Source organism: Methylococcus sp. S1M, from assembly GCF_051295855.1.
GTDB lineage: Bacteria > Pseudomonadota > Gammaproteobacteria > Methylococcales > Methylococcaceae > Methylococcus > Methylococcus capsulatus.
In genome coordinates this window covers 36,848-54,264 of the sequence record NZ_JBPDXO010000005.1, presented here as the reverse complement: position 1 = coordinate 54,264, position 17,417 = coordinate 36,848, and the positions used below count along the sequence as shown (strand labels likewise).

Below are 17,417 nucleotides of genomic sequence, written 5' to 3'. Positions count from 1 at the left end.
GTCACCGGGAGATGGACGTGATGGTGCGGCCTACGGTCGAAGCCGAGTGATTGGCCCGGCGGGACGCGCCGCGGAGGAGATTTGCCGCCTAGTGATTCCTTCATTGGAGAAGACTGAGCCTGGTCGATGCCGGATGGCGCTCCTTACGCGGCACCATTTCTCCAAAAGTTTATCCCCTATTTCGAGATTTTTTTTCGAGCACCGCCACTTCCGTTGCGCTTTTTTCCCTTCACGCCGGAAGGCTTGTCCGCTATATCCTGTGCCGAGGACTTGGCCGCCTCGAGCTGCGCCTCCCGCCATTCGCCGACCCGCTGCAAGGCTTCGGCGATCTCGCCCGGCGTCATTTCGTCCACGAGGGTGGCACGCGCTTGCAGCGCATCGGTCTGTCCCCCGTCCGCAGCCAGCGTGTACCAGTAATAGGCCTTCACGTTGTCGCGGATCACGCCCTCGCCTTCGGCATACATGGAACCCAGCACCGCCGCCGCGCCGGGCTCACCCTGTTCCGCAGCCTTGGCAAACCAGCGGGCGGCTTCGTCGGTGTTCTTGTCCACGCCGAGACCGTAATAGTAAAGGATGCCCAGCTTGCTCTGCCCCATGGGATCGCCGTGCTCGGCGGCCTGGCGATACCAACGCTCGGCGGCCGCATAGTCCTGCTCGACGCCCAGCCCCTTCATGTAGAGATTGCCGAGATTCACCTGGGCCGCGGACTCACCCCGCTCGGCCGCCTGCTTGAACTCCCGCAATGCGGCAGGGTAATCGCCGCGCTCGACGGCCTTCACTCCGGCGTCCTCCTCGGCATACGCCCCGCCGCAAAGACAAGCCGTGAGAAGCCACGCCACGAGATGTCTCATGGGCGCGTGGAGACAGGGAATTTGGCATTGGAGCCTGCGCGGGGAAAACATCTTTGGATTCGGATTCCATCGAGTCAGATCGAACACGCACAGCATACCGTACGTCATTCGCAAGGTTCACACTCGTCCGAACGCCGATTCCAGCCGATCGTCTTTACTCCCCGAGATCCGCGCCGATCGGCCGGCACCGGTCCAATGCCGCCTCGAGGTCCGCCACGATTTCCCGAGCGATCACCGCCGGCGCGGGAAGGCCGTCGGAATCCGACGGCGACTCGTCCTTCAGCCAGAACATGTCCAGGAAGCCCGTCATGGCCAGGCGCCCGGTACGGACCGCGCCAACCTGGTTTTTTCAAGGCCCGCTCCGGCACGCTGATGCCGGCCGGACCGGGTTCGCTCCACTCGGCGACGTATGAATACATGGAAGATCGTGAACAGGCTCTGAGGAAAGCAGGGATAGGGAAAACATTGCCATCGGTTGATTCATGCACCAACGCCGGTAATCGGCAAAACCATGGCCTGATGGGAGGGGAAATTCGCGTATGGCGACGCCGCGGCGGGCGAGGATGTTGGTCCGGTCGGCATCGGCGACATGCCGGCCAGCCGCGGTCAGCAACTCGTCGATGGTTTTTCGGGCTTGGCCTTCGGGTGTTCGATGGTCCTCATCATCCATCCGGTTCGAAGCCCGCTGCGCCGACTGAAAGTGCGATTTCGCCGAACCGTGGCGCTCAACCCGCCGCGAGCCAGAGCCGCAGACGCAGCAGCCATTCCGGCGTGAAACCCACGTTGCGGGAATGGATCGTGCCGTCCGGTCCGAGGACGAAAAACGCCGGGACGCCGCGGATGCCGTAAGCCGCACCGATGGTGCCGTCCGGATCGGGTACGACCCGCCAGTCCAGGCGCCGCTCCGCGACATGACGCGCCACCTCCCCCGCATCCCCGGACTGGTACGCAACCGTGATGACCGCATGGTCGCGGGCGAGGACTCCGATCTCGTCCTCCATGGTCCCGCAGATCGGGCACCAGCTCGCCCAGAAGTAGACCAGCGCAGGCCGGCCGCGCAAGCCGTCCAGCGATGCCGGGGAGCCATCGAGAAAACTGCCCTCGATGGCGGGAGCGGGCCCCGAAGCCATGTCGCGGTTGAGGAACCCCTGAACGGCAAAGAACAGTGCGACGACCGCACCCCACCGCAGCGCCCTACGCCACCGGTGAGCCATCACCGGAACGCCGGATCGAAGCGTTGGATCAGGCCGCCGCCGTGGGCCTCGAGCCACTGGCGCTCCTGCCGCCAGTCCGGCAGATGGGCCGCCACCAGTTCCCAGAAATCCCTGGAGTGGTTGCGGTGGCGGATGTGGCAGAGTTCATGCACCACCACGTACTCCAGGACCGAAAGCGGCGCCAGCCCCAGCAGCCAATTGAGATTGATGTCGTTTGCCGGGCCGCAGCTCCCCCAGCGGGTGCGCATGCTCTTGATGCGCAACTGGCGGGGATAAAGCCCGTGCAGCGGGGCATGCCGCTCGATCAGTTCGGTCACGCGGCCAGGCAGCCTCCGCTTCATCCAGCCGAACAGGGCATCGCGCACGTAACGGTCCCGATCGGCGCCGCAGGTCCGGGGAAGGATGAGGCGCAGGCCTTGATCTTCCAGCGAGACCCGGATCCGGCCGCCGCCGGTTTCCTCGATGAACAGCGGTGTCTCCCGCCCCTCCAGAGGCACGCTGCCGCCTTCGGCCGGAAACCGCTCGGCTTGGCCCTGCCGCAACTTCGCCAGCCGCGCCAGCAGTTCTTCCAGCCTCGCCTGGGCCCAGCCGCCGTGTTGACGGACGAAAGCCAGTACCGTCGCGTCGGACAGCCCCGTGGGCACCACCACTTCGATGCCGTCGGGACGTATCAGCAGCCGCAGATACTTGGCACGCGGGCTACGGCGAAGGCGGTAGGGCGGCAGGGAATGCTCCATGACAAAAGAGAGCTAGCGGTAAGGATGGATGGCAAGGATATGGAGTTCCTTGTCGCCGGCCGGCCTCTTCCACGTGACCGTATCGCCCGCCTCTGCATTCAGCAGCGCCCTGGCCAAGGGTGACACCCAGCTGATCTTACCGTGGGCCGCGTCCGCCTCATCTTCACCGACGATGGAATAGCGCTGCACATTGCCGGCCTCGTCCTCCACCTCGACCGTCGCCCCGAAATGGACCCGGTCTCCGGACCGAGCCGCGGGATCGACCGGGATGGCGCTGACGACCCGCTCGTCGTAATAGCGCAGTTCGCGCTCGACACGGCGGAGCTGCTGTTTCGCACCGACCGATTCGTCGCCCAGCAGACGCTGCCGTTCGGCCGTGAGCTCCGCGACCCTGGCCTGGAGCTGGGCCAGCCCCGCCGGTGTCACGTAGTTCGGATGCGGGCTGACGGGGCGCTCCGGCGCACCATCGTCCAGCTCTTCACCGTCGGTTTCCTTGACGAATGCACGGCTCATGGGTTCATTTCGGGGTGAGTGAAAAACGGCTTGCGAGAATACTCCTGCAGGCAGCGGGAAACAAATGCGCCGCTACCGGGCCGGCCGTTCAAGCAATTCCGCGGCCAGTTCGGCCAGACGCCGGGAACCGCCGCCTTCGCCCAGCAGGGTCCTCACCTCCACCAGATCGTCCCGGATCCGCAGTGCGTAGGCCGGATCATTCAGGATCCGCAGGATCTCGCCGCCGACCATCTCCGCATTGGCTGCGTGCTGGATGAACTCCTCAACGATCCTGCGCCCCGCCAGGATGTTGGGCAGGCCGATGAAAGGGATGGTTACCAGCAGCCTTCCGAGCCAATAGCTCAGCGGTGCCAGCTTGTAGACGATGGCCATGGGCACGCCGAGGAGAGCGACTTCCAGGGTCGCCGTGCCCGAGGTGGTGATCACCGCATCGCAACTGCCCAAGACCTCATGACGCCGTTCCTTGACGACCCGAACCGGCACCGGCGCCGTCTCCAGTTCGGCGGCCAACAGCTCGTCGGCGACCGATGGCGCCTGGATCAGCACGAACCGGGCATCCGGTCGTTCCCCGGCGATTCGCGCCGCGGTCTGCAGCAGCATCGGCAGCAGCCGGCGGATTTCATTGCCCCGGCTGCCCGGCAGCAGGCCGACCAGGGGACCGGGTCCGTCCATCCCCTGCTCCCGCCGTACCTTCCCTTTGTCAGCCACCGGCGCAATCTTACCGGCAAGAGGATGACCGACATAGGTCACCGGAATGCCATGCCTTTCGTAGAAGGGCACTTCGAACGGAAAGATCACGGCCATGTGGTCGATCGCCTTGCCATAGCTCTTGACCCGTCCCGGCCGCCACGCCCACACCTGCGGGCTGACGTAGAACAGCACCTTGATGCCGGCGGCCTTGGCGGCCCGGGCCAGGCGGAAATTGAATTCCTTGTAGTCGACGCAGATCAGCAGATCGGGCCGCTCGGTGCGGGCCAATGCCTTCATGGCCTCGAGCGCTCGGCGGATCTCACCGTAATGGCGGGCGATCTCGGCCAGACCGATGACGCCCAGCCCGGTGGAATCGACCCGGATGTCGATGCCGGCCTCGCGCATGGCGGAGCCGCCCATACCGATGCCGCGGACTTGCGGAATCAGGGTCCGGAGTTCGCGGAACATGGCAGCGGCATGCTGATCGCCGGAGACTTCCCCGGCAACCAGCATGACCAGCGGAGCACGCTCAGCCATTCACCGCCTGGCGCACCACGTCCGCGATCCTGCGGATGTCCGCTTCCGCCAGCTCGGGGAAGATCGGCAGGGAGATGCAACGCGCCGCCACCGCCTCGCAGACCGGCAGGCTGAGATCGGCGTAATCCCGCGCAAACACATTCTGCCGGTGCAGCGGCACGGGGTAGTAGATCGCGCAGCCGATTCCGGCTTTCTGCAGCGCCTCCAGGATGGCATCACGGCGGTCGCTCAGCAGAGTGTACTGGTGGTAGACGTGCTGGCCGATGCCATCCTCGTAAGGCACCTCGGCGATCCCGCCCAGAAGTTCCGAATACAGATGGGCGACGCGGCGTCGGTTGGCGTTGAATTCGTCGATGTATTTGAGCTTGACCCGCAGTACCACTGCCTGCAGCTCATCCAGCCGGCTGTTGTAGCCGATCACGTCGTGATAGTAACGCACCTTCGAGCCGTGGTTACGCAGCATCCTGACCTGCTCCGCCACCTCGTCCGAATCGGTCGTCACCAGGCCGCCGTCGCCGTAGCAGCCCAGGTTCTTGCTGGGGAAGAAGCTGAAACCGGAACTCACCCCGAAACTGCCGGTCTGGCGGCCGCCGATGGTGGCGCCGAACGACTGCGCGCAGTCTTCGACGATCTTCAACCCATGGCGCTCGGCGATGGACTGCAGCCGCGGCATGTCGGCCGGCTGGCCGAACAGATGCACCGGCATGATGGCACGGGTCCTGGCCGTCACCGCGGCTTCGACCGCTGCCGGGCAGAGATTGAAGGTCTTGGCGTCGATGTCGACGAACACCGGCTTGGCGCCGACGTAGCGGATCGCCTCCGCCGTCGCGATGAAGGTGAAGGGCGACGTGATGACCTCGTCGCCCTCGCCGATGCCGGCAGCGAGCAGGGCCAGATGCAAGGCGTCGGTACCCGATGCCACCCCGATGGCATGCTTCACGCCCAGATAGCCGGCGGCCTCCTTCTCGAAGGCCTGCACGTTCGGGCCGAGCACGAAGGCACAGGATTCCAGCGCATCCGCCAGCCCCTTGTCGATTTCCGGTTTCAGCCGGGCATACTGGGTCTTGAGATCAACCATGGGGATCATGCGGTACAACTCCTCGATTCTTGAACTTTCAGCAAATTCGTGATTTCGATGGCCGTCGCCAGCGCCCGGCGCCCGGCCGCTCCGGACACCAGCGGCTCCCGGTGCTCGCGGATGCAATTGAGGAAATGGCGGATTTCCTCCATCAGGGCGTCGCCGTTCTCGAACACCGATTCTTCGCTGAGGATTTCCGGCACGCCGGGGAACATCTCGCCCTCGCCCTTGCGATGGCGGGCCAGCACGCGGTTCTGGAAATCGACCGAAACATAGGCGTTGGGCATGAACATGCGCATCTTGCGTTCGACCTTCAGGCTCACCCGGCTGGCGGTGACATTGGCGACACAGCCGCTCTTGAACTGGAGGCGGGCGTTGGCGATGTCGATGTCGCCGGTGAGCACGGCCACACCCTTGGCATCGATACGCTCCACCTCGGAATCGACCATGTCGAGGATGATGTCGATGTCGTGGATCATCAGGTCCAGCACGACGCTGACATCGTTGGCGCGGGGCTTGAACGGCGCCAGCCGGTGCGATTCGATGAACAGCGGCTTGTGGTGATCCAGGTCCAGCCCCAGCACGGCGGCATTGAAGCGCTCCAGGTGGCCGACCATCAGCACGCGCTGTTTTTCCTTGGCGATCCGGATCAGCTCGTCGGCCTCCTCCACCGTCACGGTGATGGGCTTCTCCACCAGCACGTGCGCGCCGGCCTCGAGAAAATCCCGGGCGACGCGGTGGTGCAGACTGGTCGGCACCACGACGCTCACCGCATCCACCTTGCCCAGCAGGGCACGATGATCAGTCAGGCCGCGGACACCCAGGCGATCGCCGATCTCCGCCGCGGTGACCGGATCGGCGTCGACCACGGCGACCAGTTCGCAGCCCGGCAGGGCAGCATATTTTTCCGCGTGGAACTTACCGAGATAACCAACGCCGATCACGGCACATTTCAAAGGATTCATGGAAGCAACCTTGGGGGTTTCTGAATCAGTCCGGCTCGCGCGATTCCGGCTCGAAGAAGGCGAGGGTGCCGCGCTTGGAACCCGCGCCACACCAGGCGCGTAGATAGGCCAGCTCCGGCGTGTCGGGCAGACCGTCGAGCCCCGCCCGGGCGCGCAGGCGGCGGAAGGCGGCCGAAACGGTCTTGAGCCGATCGCCGTCGATGCCGGCCCGGCGCATGCCGATCAGATTGAGGCGATAGTGCTTGCCGGGACGGCCGCCGACCAGGGTGAAAGGGATCACGTCCTTGTTGATGCCGGCCAGTCCCTGCAGCATCGCGAGACTGCCGATCCTGCAGAACTGGTGCACCATCACCCCGCCGCCGAAAAATACCCGGTCGTCCACCCGGCAGTGACCGCCCAGCGTGGCGCCGCTGGCCAGAATGTTGTGGTCACCCAGCACGCAATCGTGACCGACGTGGGTATTGTTCATGAGGTAGTTGTTCGATCCCAGCCGGGTCGAGCCGCCCGCCCGGGTGGCCCGGCTGATGGTCACGCCTTCGCGCAACACGTTGCCGTCGCCGAGTTCGACATAGGTTTCCGTGGCCGGATCGAACCCCAGATCCTGCGGCAGACCGCCGAGCACGGCATGGGGATGGACCACGTTCGCCCGCCCCATCCGGACGTAGGCGTGGATCACGGCGTGGGCACCGATCCGGCAGCCGTCGCCGAGTTCGACATAATCCTCGACGACGGCGAAAGGTCCGACGGAGATGTCGGCGCCGAGTTTGGCCGTCGGCGCGACACAGGCGGTGGGATGGATGCTGGACATTCTCTTGCTTTCCTCCTCAGCCCCGCGGATGGAAGCGGGTATGCAGTTCCTTGAGCCGCTCCTGGGCGACATGGGTATAGATCTGGGTGGTCGACAGATCGCTGTGTCCGAGCAGCATTTGCACGACGCGGAGATCCGCCCCGTGATTCAGCAGATGAGTCGCGAAGGCATGACGCAGGGTATGGGGGGACAACGGCTTGGAAATCCCGGCCTGCCCGGCGTAACGCTTGATGAGATGCCAGAAGGCCTGGCGCGTCATCGCCCCCCCACGGTCGGTGACGAACAGGAAATCACTCTGCCTACCCTTCAGGGTGACTGGCCGCACCTTGTCGAGATAGCGCTCCAGCCAGTCCAGGGCTTCCTCGCCGACAGGCACCAACCGGTCCTTGTCCCCCTTGCCACTGATCCGGACCACCCCCTGGCGCAGACTGATCTGGCCGAAGCTCAAACCGACCAGCTCGGAGACGCGCAAACCGGTGGCGTAGAGCATTTCCAGCATGGCCCGGTCGCGGAAGCCCAGCGGCGTATCGACGTCCGGCGCGGCCAGCAGGGCCTCCACCTCCGATTCTGTCAGCGTGTCGGGAAGGAAACGCCCCAGCTTCGGCGGAGCAATCAAGGCACAAGGATCACCGGTGATCTCGCCCCGTCGCAGTCGGTACGCGCAGAAATGCCGGATGGAGGAAAGTACGCGCGCCGAAGTCCGGCTCTTGCTTTTCCGGCTGTGCCTCCACCCCAGATAGGCCTCGACGTCTTCCCCGGTCAGTGCAGTCAGCTCCGCGCGCCGGTTGGTTGCCAGCCAGGCTGCGAAGAGACGGAGATCGCTCCCGTAGGCCTTGAGTGTGTGAGGGCTCAAACCCTCTTCCACCCACAGCGACTCGACGAAGCGCTGGATCGCCAGAAGGTCGGCCTCCCGGACTGCTCCGGCATCGGGCAGAACCTCACTCACCCCTTCCCCTCAAAAACAAAGGGCGGAAAAACCGCCCTTCATTCTCGTCGACCGATCAATCTGCGCAAACGCCCTGCGAGCGGTCAGATCTTTTCCTTGATACGGGCCGCCTTGCCGGCACGGTCACGCAGGTAGTACAGCTTTGCCCGCCGCACGTCGCCGCGCCGCTTGACCTGGATTTCCTCGACCTGCGGACTGTAGGTCTGGAACACGCGCTCCACGCCTTCGCCGTGGGAAACCTTGCGCACGGTGAAGGCGGAATTGTAGCCGCGGTTACGCTTGGCGATGACCACGCCTTCGAAGGCCTGCAGACGCTCGCGGTTGCCTTCCTTGACCTTCACCTGCACCACGACGGTATCGCCGGGACCGAACGCCGGAATGGTCTTGCCGCTCATCCATTCGGATTCGAGCTGTTGAACGATATTCATGAAACTAACCTCTGTTCTTTTGAAGTTCAAATTCCCGCTTGAATTCATCCAGGAGCTCGAGCTGCTCCGGAGTCATCACCCGGCAGGCCAGCAAATCCGGCCGCTTGAGCCATGTTTTCCCCAGTGCCTGCTTCAGGCGCCAGCGCCCGATCGCGGCATGGTTGCCGCTCTGCAACACCGCGGGAACGTCCCGCCCTGCTACCCGTTCCGGCCGGGTGTAGTGCGGATGATCCAGCAAACCCTCGGCATGAGACTCCTGCTCCGCCGATTCCGCATCGCCCAGCACACCCGGCAGGAGGCGCACCACCGCGTCGAATACGACCAGGGCCGGCAGTTCACCGCCGCTCAACACGTAATCGCCGATCGACCACTCTTCGTCGATCTCGGTTTCGATGAGACGCTCGTCCACGCCTTCGTAACGGCCCGCCACCAGGATCAGGCCCGGGGCCGCTGCGAACCTGCGCACCGCTGCTTGATCGAGCCGGGTGCCCTGCGGACTCATGAGCACGACCCGCGCCCCCGGCGTCGCCTGCCCCTTCGCCGCACGAATGGCATCCCGCAAGGGCTCCACCTTCATCACCATGCCGGGACCACCGCCGTACGGCCGGTCGTCCACGGTGCGATGACGATCGCGGGTGAAATCCCGGGGGTTCCACACCTCCAGGGAGACCTTTCCCGCGGCGAGCGCCCGCCCCGTGACACCGTACCGCGCCGCGTCCCGGACCATCTCCGGGAACAGGGTCACGATGTCGAAACGCACGCAACCACCCGCTATTTCAGAACTCTGGGTCCCAGTCGACCACTATCCGCGACTCCTCCAGATTCACGGATTTGACGAATACGCCCTGTACGAACGGCAAAAGCCGTTCGCGGTCGCCCTGCACCACCAGCACATCGTTGGCACCGGTTTCCATCACGTCGACGACCTCGCCCAAGACCGTCTCTCCAAGGTTGACTACCTTCAAGCCGACCAGGTCGACACGGTAATACTCTCCCGGCGCTGGTGGCGGCAGTTGGCTCCGGCGAACCGTCACTTCGAAGCCTTTCAGCGCCTCGGCCTGTTCACGGGTATCGACGCCCTGCAGCCGCACGATCACTGCGTTGCCGTGCTCGCGGCCTTCCAAAACGTCGGCCCTGCGCTCGGCATCACCCCGCCGCAACGTCCAAGGTCGGTAACCGACCAGATTGACGGGAGGATCGGTGAAGGAAACGGCCTTGACCCAGCCCCTCACACCGAAGGCGCCGGAAACCCGGCCCACCACGACGGACCGATCATTGCCGGAATTCCCCGGCATCAAACCTGTTGCTGCTTCTTGAATTCCTTGATCAGCGAAACCACGCGGTCCGAAGGCTTGGCGCCGGTGCCGATCCAGTATGCGATGCGGCCCTCATCCAGCCGCAGGCGCTCTTCCTGGCCCCGTGCAATCGGATTGAAAAACCCCACGCGCTCGATATAACGGCCGTCACGCTTGCTGCGGCTCTCCGCAACCACGACGTGATAGAAAGGACGCTTCTTTGCGCCGCCGCGCGCCAACCGAATGCTTACCATGCCTGTGCCTCTAGTCAAACCGTACGGATAAAAACGCGTATTGTATGCGATCCTGAATAATTGTGAAGCCCTGCCGTCTTGCCCCACTGGGAAGCACCAGGGTTGAAAAGAAAAACCCGGTCGCCATCCGGCACCGGGCTTATCCTGAACTGGCGGAGAGAGAGGGATTCGAACCCTCGATGCAGCTTTTGACCGCATACTCCCTTAGCAGGGGAGCGCCTTCAGCCTCTCGGCCATCTCTCCAGGGAAAACGGGAAGGAATCAATCGCTGTCGTGCTCGGGACCGGCCTGCTGCTCTTTCTTGATCCTTTCGTAAATCTCTTCGCGATGAACGGACACGTCCTTCGGCGCATTGACTCCGATGCGCACCTGGTTTCCCTTCACACCCAGCACAGTGACTGTCACGTCATCACCAATCATCAGGGTTTCACCCACTCTACGAGTCAAAATCAGCATAAACCCTTCCTTTGTCCATTGCCCACACCAAGTTGACAAGAGCCGCGGCTGCCGCGCTGCCAACCCCCACCCGTCAGGCGCGATCGATCTACCAGTTGATCGATTCTAGCAGCTTTCGGTCACAGGATAAAGGTTCGGCCGACTCCGGGCTCAAACCGCGTCCGGCTCGCGATCGAGATTGAATGCCTCGTGCAGGGTACGTACCGCCAGCTCGAGGTATTTTTCGTCCACGACGATGGAAATCTTGATTTCGGAAGTGGATATCATGCGGATGTTGATGCCTTCCCGCGCCAGGGCTTCGAACATCCGGGCGGCGATCCCGGCATGCGAGCGCATCCCCACGCCCACCAGCGAAACTTTCACGATCTTGTCGTCTCCCGCCACTTCGCGCGCGCCCAGGGCCGTGCAAGTCGCCTGCAGGATGTCGAGCGCCTTGCGGTAGTCGTTGCGGTGGACGGTAAACGTGAAATCCGTGGTCGCATCCTCCGCGACGTTCTGGACGATCATGTCCACTTCGATGTTGGCATGGGCGACGGGCCCCAGGATCTGATATGCCACGCCCGGCTTGTCCGGCACGCCCTTGACGGTCAGTTTCGCTTCGTCGCGATTGAAGGCGATACCGGAGATCAAAGGTTTTTCCACACTTGCTTCCTCATATGTAATCAATGTGCCGGGACCGGCTGCGAAACTGGACAAGACTCTCAGAGGGACGTTGTACTTGCCGGCGAATTCGACCGAGCGAATCTGCAGCACCTTGGACCCCAGGCTCGCCATTTCGAGCATTTCCTCGAAGGTGATGCGGTCCAGCCGGCGCGCCTTCGGTTCGATCCTCGGATCCGTGGTATAGACGCCATCCACGTCGGTATAAATCAGGCATTCGTCCGCCTTGAGTGCAGCGGCCAGGGCGACCGCCGTGGTGTCGGAGCCGCCCCGCCCCAAGGTGGTGATGTCACCCGCCTCGGTGATCCCCTGGAAACCCGCCACCACGACCACGCGTCCGGCCGCGAGATCGCTGCGGATACGGTCGGTGTCGATGTCGAGGATGCGCGCCTTGGTGTGTGCATCGTCGGTGAGGATCCGCACCTGCCCGCCGGTATAGGAACAGGCCGGGCACCCTGCCGCCTCCAGCGCCATGCTCAACAGCGCGATCGTGACCTGCTCGCCGGTGGCCAGCAGCACATCCATTTCACGGGTGCTGGGCCGTTCATGCATTTCATGCGCCAGCGCCACCAGGCGGTTGGTTTCACCGCTCATGGCCGACACCACGACGATGATGTCGTCGCCCCGGCTGCGCGCCCGGATGACGTTCTTCGCGACGTTCTTGATCCGCTCCGGCGAGCCGACCGAGGTGCCGCCGTATTTGTGTACGAATAAAGCCATGGTCGATGTCTGTTACGTTCGAATCCTGAAAAGGCTAGGCATTGAGCATCCGCCGCACCCATTCCGGGACGCCGTCGAGGGCGCCCTGCAACTCCTCTGGCCGATTGCCGCCCGCCTGGGCCAGATCGGGCCGCCCACCGCCCTTGCCTCCGATACGGGTCGCGACGCTGTTGACCAGATCGCCGGCACGGATATGTCCGGTCTGGTCCCTGGTCACGCCGGCGACCAGGCTGACTTTCCCGCCTTCCACCGCAGCCAGCACGATGGCGGCGCTGCCCAGCCTGTCCTTGAGCTGATCCACCAACTCGCGCAGCATCCTGGCGTCCGCTTCATCGACGCGCGCGGCCAGTACCTTGACGCCAGCGATGTCGACCGCCCGAGACGCCAGGTCGGCACCGGCTGCGCCGGCCGTCTTGGCCTTCAGCCGTTCCAGCTCCCTTTCCAGCGCGCGGTTCTTCTCGAACATCTGATCGAGCCGTTCTTCAAGGGTGTCGCGGCCGGCCTTCATGCGCTCGGCCAGCCGTCGCAGCAAACGTTCCGTGGCCTCGACCGCCTCCACCGCGGCAGCCCCGGTGACGGCTTCGATGCGGCGCACGCCGGCGGCGACGCCGCTTTCACTCACGATCTTGAACAGGCCGATGTCGCCGGCACGGCGGGCGTGGATGCCGCCGCACAACTCGGTGGAAAAATCGCCGATCCTGAGCACCCGCACATCGTCACCGTATTTTTCGCCGAACAGTGCCATGGCGCCGAGCCTCATTGCGGCGTCCTTGGCCATGACCTCGGCGGTGACCTCGGCATTGCGACGGATTTCCCGGTTGACCAGACGCTCGATTTCGTCGAGCTGCTCCGGACTGACAGGTTCGAAATGCGAGAAATCGAACCGCAGCCGTTCGGGGTCGACCAGAGACCCTTTCTGCGTGACGTGCTCTCCGAGCACCCGGCGCAGCGCCGCATGCAAGAGATGGGTGGCCGAATGATTCAAGGCCGTGGCCTGGCGCAGGGATTGCTCCACCTCCGCCCGGCAGACCGCCCCCCGGAGCAAGACCCCCTCGCGCAGCTTCCCCCGGTGCAGGATCAGGTCGCTGCCCTGCTTGCGGGTATCCGCCACCTCGAACACCGCCGAGTCGCTGCGGATCACGCCGCGGTCGCCCACCTGGCCGCCGGATTCGGCATAGAACGGCGTCTTCTCCAGCACGACCACGCCGTCCTCGCCGGCCTCCAGCCGGTCCACGGCCTGACCGTCGCGCAGCAGCGCCACGATCCGCGTGTCCTCGACGGCGTTCCGGTAGCCGGTGAATTCGCACGCCACGTCGAGATGGATCTCCTGCGAATAATCCACGCTGAAATGGCTGGCCGCCCGCGCCCGCTCGCGCTGGGCCTCCATGGCCCGCTCGAATCCGGCCATGTCCACCTGCAGACCATGCTCACGTGCCACGTCCGCGGTCAGATCGACGGGGAAGCCGTACGTATCGTAAAGCTGGAAGGCGGTGTCACCCGATATCACCGGGCTACCCAGATCGCGTATGGCGACGTCGAGTATCTTCATGCCCTGCTCCAGCGTCTCGGCGAAGCGCTCCTCCTCCTTGTCGAGCACCTGTTCGACCCGCGGGCGGGCCTCGACCAGTTCGGGGTAGGCCTGGCCCATTTCCGCACAGAGCGGCCCGACCAGCTTGTAAAAGAACGGCTCGCGGATGCCGAGCTTGTAGCCGTGGCGGATCGCCCGGCGGATGATCCGGCGCAGGACGTAACCCCTTCCTTCGTTGGACGGAAGTACGCCGTCGGTGACCAGGAAGGCGCAGGAGCGGATGTGGTCGGCGATCACCCGCAGCGAACTTTGGGCGAGGTCGGCCGTGCCGGCCAACTCGGCCGCGGCCTTGACCAGATTGCGAAACAGGTCGATGTCGTAATTGTTGTGCACCCGCTGCATCACCGCAGCGAGCCGCTCCAACCCCATGCCGGTATCCACCGAGGGCTTGGGGAGAGGCGTCAGCGTGCCGTCGCCGGCACGCTCGTACTGCATGAACACCAGGTTCCAGATTTCGACGTAGCGGTCGCCGTCCTCTTCCGGCGTCCCGGGAGGCCCGCCGGCGACGGAGGGACCATGGTCATAGAAAATCTCGCTGCACGGTCCGCAGGGACCGGTGTCGCCCATGGACCAGAAATTGTCGGAGGTGGCGATGCGGGTGAAGCGGCCCGGATCGACGCCGACCTCTTCCAGCCAGATCCGCTCGGCTTCCTTGTCCTCGGCGTATACCGTGATCCACAGCCGTTCCGGCGGCAGCATGAGCACCTCGGTCAGGAACTCCCAGGCGTAGACGATCGCCTCGCGCTTGAAGTAGTCGCCGAAGCTGAAATTGCCCAGCATCTCGAAAAAGGTGTGATGACGCGCCGTGTAGCCGACATTCTCCAGATCGTTGTGCTTGCCACCCGCACGGACACAGCGCTGGGCGCTCGCGGCGCGTACGTAGGGGCGGTGCTCGCGCCCCAGAAACACATCCTTGAACTGCACCATGCCAGCATTGGTGAACAGCAGGGTGGGATCGTTGACGGGCACCAGGGAACTGGAAGCCACGACGGTATGGCCGCGGTCGGCGAAGAATTTCAGGAATCGGGCGCGTAATTCCGCACTGGTCATGCTCGGTTTTCCAAGGTCTTCAATCGGTGTCCGGGTATTCGCCGTCCACTCCCAGACGCTCGAAAAAATCCCGGATCTGGGAGGACGTGAAACCCCGTTGCGCGAGAAATCTCGCCCTTGACGCACGCTCCCGAGGCGTCGTCACCGCAAGTTTTCCGCGATATTTCTTCGTATAGACACGATCCATGTCCGTCATCCAGTCCCTGGAATCCGCAAGGTCCGCCTCGACCCCGCGCAGCCGCAGTTCCTGACGAATCCTGTTGACGCCGTACCCTTTCGCCTTGCGGGCGCACACGAAACCTTCGGCAAAACGGGCATCGCTCTGCCACCCCCGGTCCGAACACTCGGCCAGAACGGCTGCTATCGTCGGGAATTCGAAACCACGGGCGGCGAGCTTGCGCTGGAGCTCGAGCCGGCTGTGTTCGCGCCGCGCCAAGAGCCGCAGGCAAACGGCACGTGCGGCTTCGAACGTGTCTTCGGTTCCGCTCAGAACCCGCTCTCCTCCAGCGCTGCACGCTCGGCGGACGGTGCGTGCTGGAACCCGGCCAACGCCTTCTCGCGAACGGCCGCCTCGATGGCAGCCGCGACCTCCGGATGCTCCTTGAGATAGATCCGGACGTTGTCCTTGCCCTGGCCGATGCGGTCGCCGCCATAGCTGTACCAGGAACCGGACTTCTGTACGATGTCGTGGTTCACGCCGAGGTCGATCAGTTCGCCCTCGCGCGAGATGCCCTCGCCATAGAGAATCTCGAAGTCGGCGGTGCGGAACGGCGGAGCCACCTTGTTCTTCACGACCTTGACGCGGGTTTCGTTCCCGATCACCTCGTCGCCGTTCTTGATCGCCCCCGAACGGCGGATGTCCAGCCGCACCGAGGCGTAGAACTTGAGCGCGTTACCGCCGGTGGTGGTCTCCGGATTGCCGAACATCACGCCGATCTTCATGCGGATCTGATTGATGAAGATCACCAGGGTGTTGGAGCGCTTGATGTTGGCGGTCAGCTTGCGCAAGGCCTGCGACATCAGTCTGGCCTGCAGACCCATGTGCGAATCGCCCATCTCGCCTTCGAGTTCGGCCTTGGGCGTCAGCGCCGCCACCGAGTCGATCACCACGACGTCCACGCCGCCGGAACGCACCAGCATGTCCGCGATTTCCAGCGCCTGCTCGCCGGTATCCGGCTGGGACACCAGCAGATCGTCGAGGTTCACTCCGATCTTCTCGGCATAGACCGGGTCCAGGGCATGCTCGGCATCCACGAAAGCCGCCACGCCGCCGGTCTTCTGCGCCTGGGCGATGACCTCCAGAGTCAGCGTCGTCTTGCCCGAGGACTCCGGCCCGTAAATCTCGACGATGCGACCACGCGGCAAACCGCCGCAGCCCAGCGCGATGTCCAGCGCCAGGGAGCCGGTGGGAATCACGTCGATGTCCCGGACCGCCGCGACATCGCCCATGCGCATCACCGATCCCTTGCCGAACTGTTTCTCGATCTGGGAAAGAGCGGCACCCAAGGCCTTGCGTTTGTTCTCGTCCATCCGGGTTACTGCGTCGAAAGTGGAAATCGACATTATTTCATAGCGGCCATTTCGGGCATAGCCCGCCACTGCTTTTCGGCACGCACGAGATAGAGCGGGCCGGCCCTGGAAAGGCGCGACTCGACGAGGGTGACGCGATCCACCGGCCAGGTCACGGACGTCTTCAAAGGCATGGCGGACCAAGCCGCCTCGGCCTTGCGCGCCAATGTCAGATGCGGCCGGAACGGCCGCCGCTCGACAGGGAATCCAGCCCGACCCAGCTTCGAATTCAGGATTCCGGCCAGTTCGATGAGCAGCGGGGGGGTTGCGCTTGCTCCCAGACACAACACTCGGTTACGCTGCCAGTATTCCAGCCGGTCCAGCGCCAACTCAAAGGGCGGCAGATCGAGATCCTCCGTCATTGCTGTCAGCTCCGGCAAACGTTCCGCCGGCACCGCCCCCAGGAATGCCAGAGTGAGATGGAGCTTGTCCGGCTCGCCCCAGCGCCCTTTGACCGTACGGCGGAGGGAGCGGACCAGCCTACCCAAGGTCTCACGAACACCCGCGTCCGGCCAAAGCGCGAAAAACAGACGCAGCGGAGGCGGTTCAGGAAGCAGAGCAGACATCGGTCAGTCCTTCCAGAGCCGCCATCACGGCTTGCCGCCGCACCGCCTCCCGATCGCCCTCGAACCGGAAACACCGCGTGAGGGGTGCTTCCCCTTTCAACTGCCAGGCCAGCCAGACGGTTCCCACCGGCTTGTCCGGACTGCCGCCTTCGGGACCGGCGATGCCGCTGACCGCCACCGCGCAGTCGGCCCGGCTGTGCGCCAGCGCGCCGCCGACCATGGCCGCCACGGTTTCCGCACTCACCGCACCGTGCGCAGCGATCAGTCTGGCCGGCACGCCGAGCAGCTCCTGCTTGGATTCGTTACTGTAGGTCACGAAGCCGCGTTCGAACCAACCCGAGCTGCCGGGGACGGACGTCACGCACTGGGCGATCCAGCCTCCGGTGCAGGATTCGGCCGTGACCAGACGGCGCCCCCGGTCTTGCAGCTGCCGGCCGACCTTCCCGGCCAGAACGTACATCTCACGATCGCCCTGTGCGTCCACCGAACCCT

Annotated in this window: 21 protein-coding genes and 1 tRNA gene; all 22 read right to left on the bottom strand. The window is 64.3% G+C overall.

What is annotated here, in order from left to right; translation table 11 throughout:
• Positions 1-176 precede the first annotated feature (176 nt).
• The 22 genes from ACSHWJ_RS10225 to ACSHWJ_RS10120 all read right to left on the bottom strand — a co-directional run bounded on the left by ACSHWJ_RS10225 (position 177) and on the right by ACSHWJ_RS10120 (position 17,385).
• Positions 177-779 (bottom strand): tetratricopeptide repeat protein, encoded by a 603-nt coding sequence (locus tag ACSHWJ_RS10225; protein WP_218798512.1) that lies wholly within the window; start codon positions 777-779, stop codon positions 177-179.
• 226 nt (positions 780-1,005) lie between these two features.
• Positions 1,006-1,161, bottom strand: a complete 156-nt coding sequence (locus ACSHWJ_RS10220; protein ID WP_017364576.1) for a hypothetical protein — start codon at positions 1,159-1,161, stop codon at positions 1,006-1,008.
• A 415-nt stretch (positions 1,162-1,576) separates the two neighbouring features.
• Positions 1,577-2,065 carry a protein disulfide oxidoreductase gene (locus tag ACSHWJ_RS10215; protein WP_432539738.1) on the bottom strand — a complete coding sequence of 163 codons (489 nt, stop codon included), beginning with the start codon at positions 2,063-2,065 and terminating at the stop codon, positions 1,577-1,579.
• Entirely contained in the window at positions 2,065-2,802 is a 738-nt protein-coding gene (locus tag ACSHWJ_RS10210) for a M48 family metallopeptidase (protein WP_432539737.1), read from the bottom strand. Before ACSHWJ_RS10210 ends, ACSHWJ_RS10215 begins: the two co-directional genes overlap by 1 nt.
• Before the next feature lie 12 nt (positions 2,803-2,814).
• On the bottom strand, positions 2,815-3,315 hold the full coding sequence (locus ACSHWJ_RS10205) for a GreA/GreB family elongation factor (RefSeq protein WP_017364573.1): 501 nt from the start codon (positions 3,313-3,315) through the stop codon (positions 2,815-2,817).
• Between the two features lie 72 nt (positions 3,316-3,387).
• On the bottom strand, positions 3,388-4,542 hold the full coding sequence (lpxB, locus tag ACSHWJ_RS10200) for a lipid-A-disaccharide synthase (protein WP_432539736.1): 1,155 nt from the start codon (positions 4,540-4,542) through the stop codon (positions 3,388-3,390).
• On the bottom strand, positions 4,535-5,629 hold the full coding sequence (locus ACSHWJ_RS10195; protein ID WP_010959759.1) for a DegT/DnrJ/EryC1/StrS family aminotransferase: 1,095 nt from the start codon (positions 5,627-5,629) through the stop codon (positions 4,535-4,537). Before ACSHWJ_RS10195 ends, lpxB begins: the two co-directional genes overlap by 8 nt.
• Complete coding sequence (locus ACSHWJ_RS10190) at positions 5,626-6,585, bottom strand: Gfo/Idh/MocA family protein (RefSeq protein ID WP_218797214.1); 960 nt, start codon at positions 6,583-6,585, stop codon at positions 5,626-5,628. Before ACSHWJ_RS10190 ends, ACSHWJ_RS10195 begins: the two co-directional genes overlap by 4 nt.
• A 25-nt stretch (positions 6,586-6,610) precedes the next feature.
• A complete protein-coding gene (gene lpxA, locus ACSHWJ_RS10185; RefSeq protein ID WP_010959757.1) occupies positions 6,611-7,393 on the bottom strand; it encodes an acyl-ACP--UDP-N-acetylglucosamine O-acyltransferase in 783 nt (260 codons plus the stop codon).
• A 16-nt stretch (positions 7,394-7,409) separates the two neighbouring features.
• Positions 7,410-8,339, bottom strand: coding sequence for a site-specific tyrosine recombinase XerD (gene xerD, locus ACSHWJ_RS10180; protein WP_218797213.1), 930 nt, complete (start codon positions 8,337-8,339; stop codon positions 7,410-7,412).
• Positions 8,340-8,422: 83 nt separating this feature from the next.
• A complete protein-coding gene (rplS, locus tag ACSHWJ_RS10175) occupies positions 8,423-8,767 on the bottom strand; it encodes a 50S ribosomal protein L19 (protein ID WP_010959755.1) in 345 nt (114 codons plus the stop codon).
• 4 nt (positions 8,768-8,771) lie between these two features.
• Positions 8,772-9,527, bottom strand: a complete 756-nt coding sequence (gene trmD, locus ACSHWJ_RS10170; protein WP_218797212.1) for a tRNA (guanosine(37)-N1)-methyltransferase TrmD — start codon at positions 9,525-9,527, stop codon at positions 8,772-8,774.
• Positions 9,528-9,543: 16 nt separating this feature from the next.
• Positions 9,544-10,062 (bottom strand): ribosome maturation factor RimM, encoded by a 519-nt coding sequence (gene rimM, locus ACSHWJ_RS10165; RefSeq protein ID WP_218797211.1) that lies wholly within the window; start codon positions 10,060-10,062, stop codon positions 9,544-9,546.
• Positions 10,062-10,316 (bottom strand): 30S ribosomal protein S16, encoded by a 255-nt coding sequence (gene rpsP, locus ACSHWJ_RS10160; protein WP_017364569.1) that lies wholly within the window; start codon positions 10,314-10,316, stop codon positions 10,062-10,064. Before rpsP ends, rimM begins: the two co-directional genes overlap by 1 nt.
• Positions 10,317-10,466: 150 nt before the next feature.
• Positions 10,467-10,559, bottom strand: a tRNA-Ser gene (locus ACSHWJ_RS10155).
• 18 nt (positions 10,560-10,577) lie between these two features.
• Positions 10,578-10,772, bottom strand: a complete 195-nt coding sequence (csrA, locus tag ACSHWJ_RS10150; RefSeq protein ID WP_010959751.1) for a carbon storage regulator CsrA — start codon at positions 10,770-10,772, stop codon at positions 10,578-10,580.
• Positions 10,773-10,922: 150 nt separating this feature from the next.
• On the bottom strand, positions 10,923-12,152 hold the full coding sequence (locus ACSHWJ_RS10145) for an aspartate kinase (protein WP_218797210.1): 1,230 nt from the start codon (positions 12,150-12,152) through the stop codon (positions 10,923-10,925).
• A gap of 34 nt (positions 12,153-12,186) precedes the next feature.
• The gene (gene alaS, locus ACSHWJ_RS10140; protein ID WP_218797209.1) at positions 12,187-14,790 is read right to left on the bottom strand and encodes an alanine--tRNA ligase; all 2,604 of its coding nucleotides are present in this window, start codon (positions 14,788-14,790) and stop codon (positions 12,187-12,189) included.
• Positions 14,791-14,809: 19 nt separating this feature from the next.
• A complete protein-coding gene (locus ACSHWJ_RS10135) occupies positions 14,810-15,280 on the bottom strand; it encodes a regulatory protein RecX (protein WP_416338588.1) in 471 nt (156 codons plus the stop codon).
• Complete coding sequence (recA, locus tag ACSHWJ_RS10130; RefSeq protein WP_218797208.1) at positions 15,277-16,320, bottom strand: recombinase RecA; 1,044 nt, start codon at positions 16,318-16,320, stop codon at positions 15,277-15,279. The genes ACSHWJ_RS10135 and recA overlap by 4 nt, the downstream gene beginning before the upstream one ends.
• 32 nt (positions 16,321-16,352) lie before the next feature.
• Entirely contained in the window at positions 16,353-16,925 is a 573-nt protein-coding gene (thpR, locus tag ACSHWJ_RS10125; RefSeq protein WP_218797207.1) for an RNA 2',3'-cyclic phosphodiesterase, read from the bottom strand.
• A complete protein-coding gene (locus ACSHWJ_RS10120; RefSeq protein WP_010959745.1) occupies positions 16,906-17,385 on the bottom strand; it encodes a CinA family protein in 480 nt (159 codons plus the stop codon). The genes thpR and ACSHWJ_RS10120 overlap by 20 nt, the downstream gene beginning before the upstream one ends.
• Positions 17,386-17,417 lie beyond the last annotated feature (32 nt).

What these genes read in the sequence shown, in the direction of transcription:
- rimM (WP_218797211.1), bottom strand. Translation starts at nt 10,062, where the DNA reads ATGCCGGGGAATTCCGGCAATGATCGGTCCGTCGTGGTGGGCCGGGTT.
- ACSHWJ_RS10195 (WP_010959759.1), bottom strand. Translation starts at nt 5,629, where the DNA reads ATGATCCCCATGGTTGATCTCAAGACCCAGTATGCCCGGCTGAAACCG.
- ACSHWJ_RS10210 (WP_432539737.1), bottom strand. Translation starts at nt 2,802, where the DNA reads ATGGAGCATTCCCTGCCGCCCTACCGCCTTCGCCGTAGCCCGCGTGCC.
- lpxB (WP_432539736.1), bottom strand. Translation starts at nt 4,542, where the DNA reads ATGGCTGAGCGTGCTCCGCTGGTCATGCTGGTTGCCGGGGAAGTCTCC.
- alaS (WP_218797209.1), bottom strand. Translation starts at nt 14,790, where the DNA reads ATGACCAGTGCGGAATTACGCGCCCGATTCCTGAAATTCTTCGCCGAC.
- ACSHWJ_RS10215 (WP_432539738.1), bottom strand. Translation starts at nt 2,065, where the DNA reads ATGGCTCACCGGTGGCGTAGGGCGCTGCGGTGGGGTGCGGTCGTCGCA.
- ACSHWJ_RS10190 (WP_218797214.1), bottom strand. Translation starts at nt 6,585, where the DNA reads ATGAATCCTTTGAAATGTGCCGTGATCGGCGTTGGTTATCTCGGTAAG.
- recA (WP_218797208.1), bottom strand. Translation starts at nt 16,320, where the DNA reads ATGGACGAGAACAAACGCAAGGCCTTGGGTGCCGCTCTTTCCCAGATC.
- ACSHWJ_RS10145 (WP_218797210.1), bottom strand. Translation starts at nt 12,152, where the DNA reads ATGGCTTTATTCGTACACAAATACGGCGGCACCTCGGTCGGCTCGCCG.
- ACSHWJ_RS10205 (WP_017364573.1), bottom strand. Translation starts at nt 3,315, where the DNA reads ATGAGCCGTGCATTCGTCAAGGAAACCGACGGTGAAGAGCTGGACGAT.
- ACSHWJ_RS10120 (WP_010959745.1), bottom strand. Translation starts at nt 17,385, where the DNA reads ATGTACGTTCTGGCCGGGAAGGTCGGCCGGCAGCTGCAAGACCGGGGG.
- rplS (WP_010959755.1), bottom strand. Translation starts at nt 8,767, where the DNA reads ATGAATATCGTTCAACAGCTCGAATCCGAATGGATGAGCGGCAAGACC.
- thpR (WP_218797207.1), bottom strand. Translation starts at nt 16,925, where the DNA reads ATGTCTGCTCTGCTTCCTGAACCGCCTCCGCTGCGTCTGTTTTTCGCG.
- ACSHWJ_RS10220 (WP_017364576.1), bottom strand. Translation starts at nt 1,161, where the DNA reads ATGACGGGCTTCCTGGACATGTTCTGGCTGAAGGACGAGTCGCCGTCG.
- rpsP (WP_017364569.1), bottom strand. Translation starts at nt 10,316, where the DNA reads ATGGTAAGCATTCGGTTGGCGCGCGGCGGCGCAAAGAAGCGTCCTTTC.
- csrA (WP_010959751.1), bottom strand. Translation starts at nt 10,772, where the DNA reads ATGCTGATTTTGACTCGTAGAGTGGGTGAAACCCTGATGATTGGTGAT.
- lpxA (WP_010959757.1), bottom strand. Translation starts at nt 7,393, where the DNA reads ATGTCCAGCATCCATCCCACCGCCTGTGTCGCGCCGACGGCCAAACTC.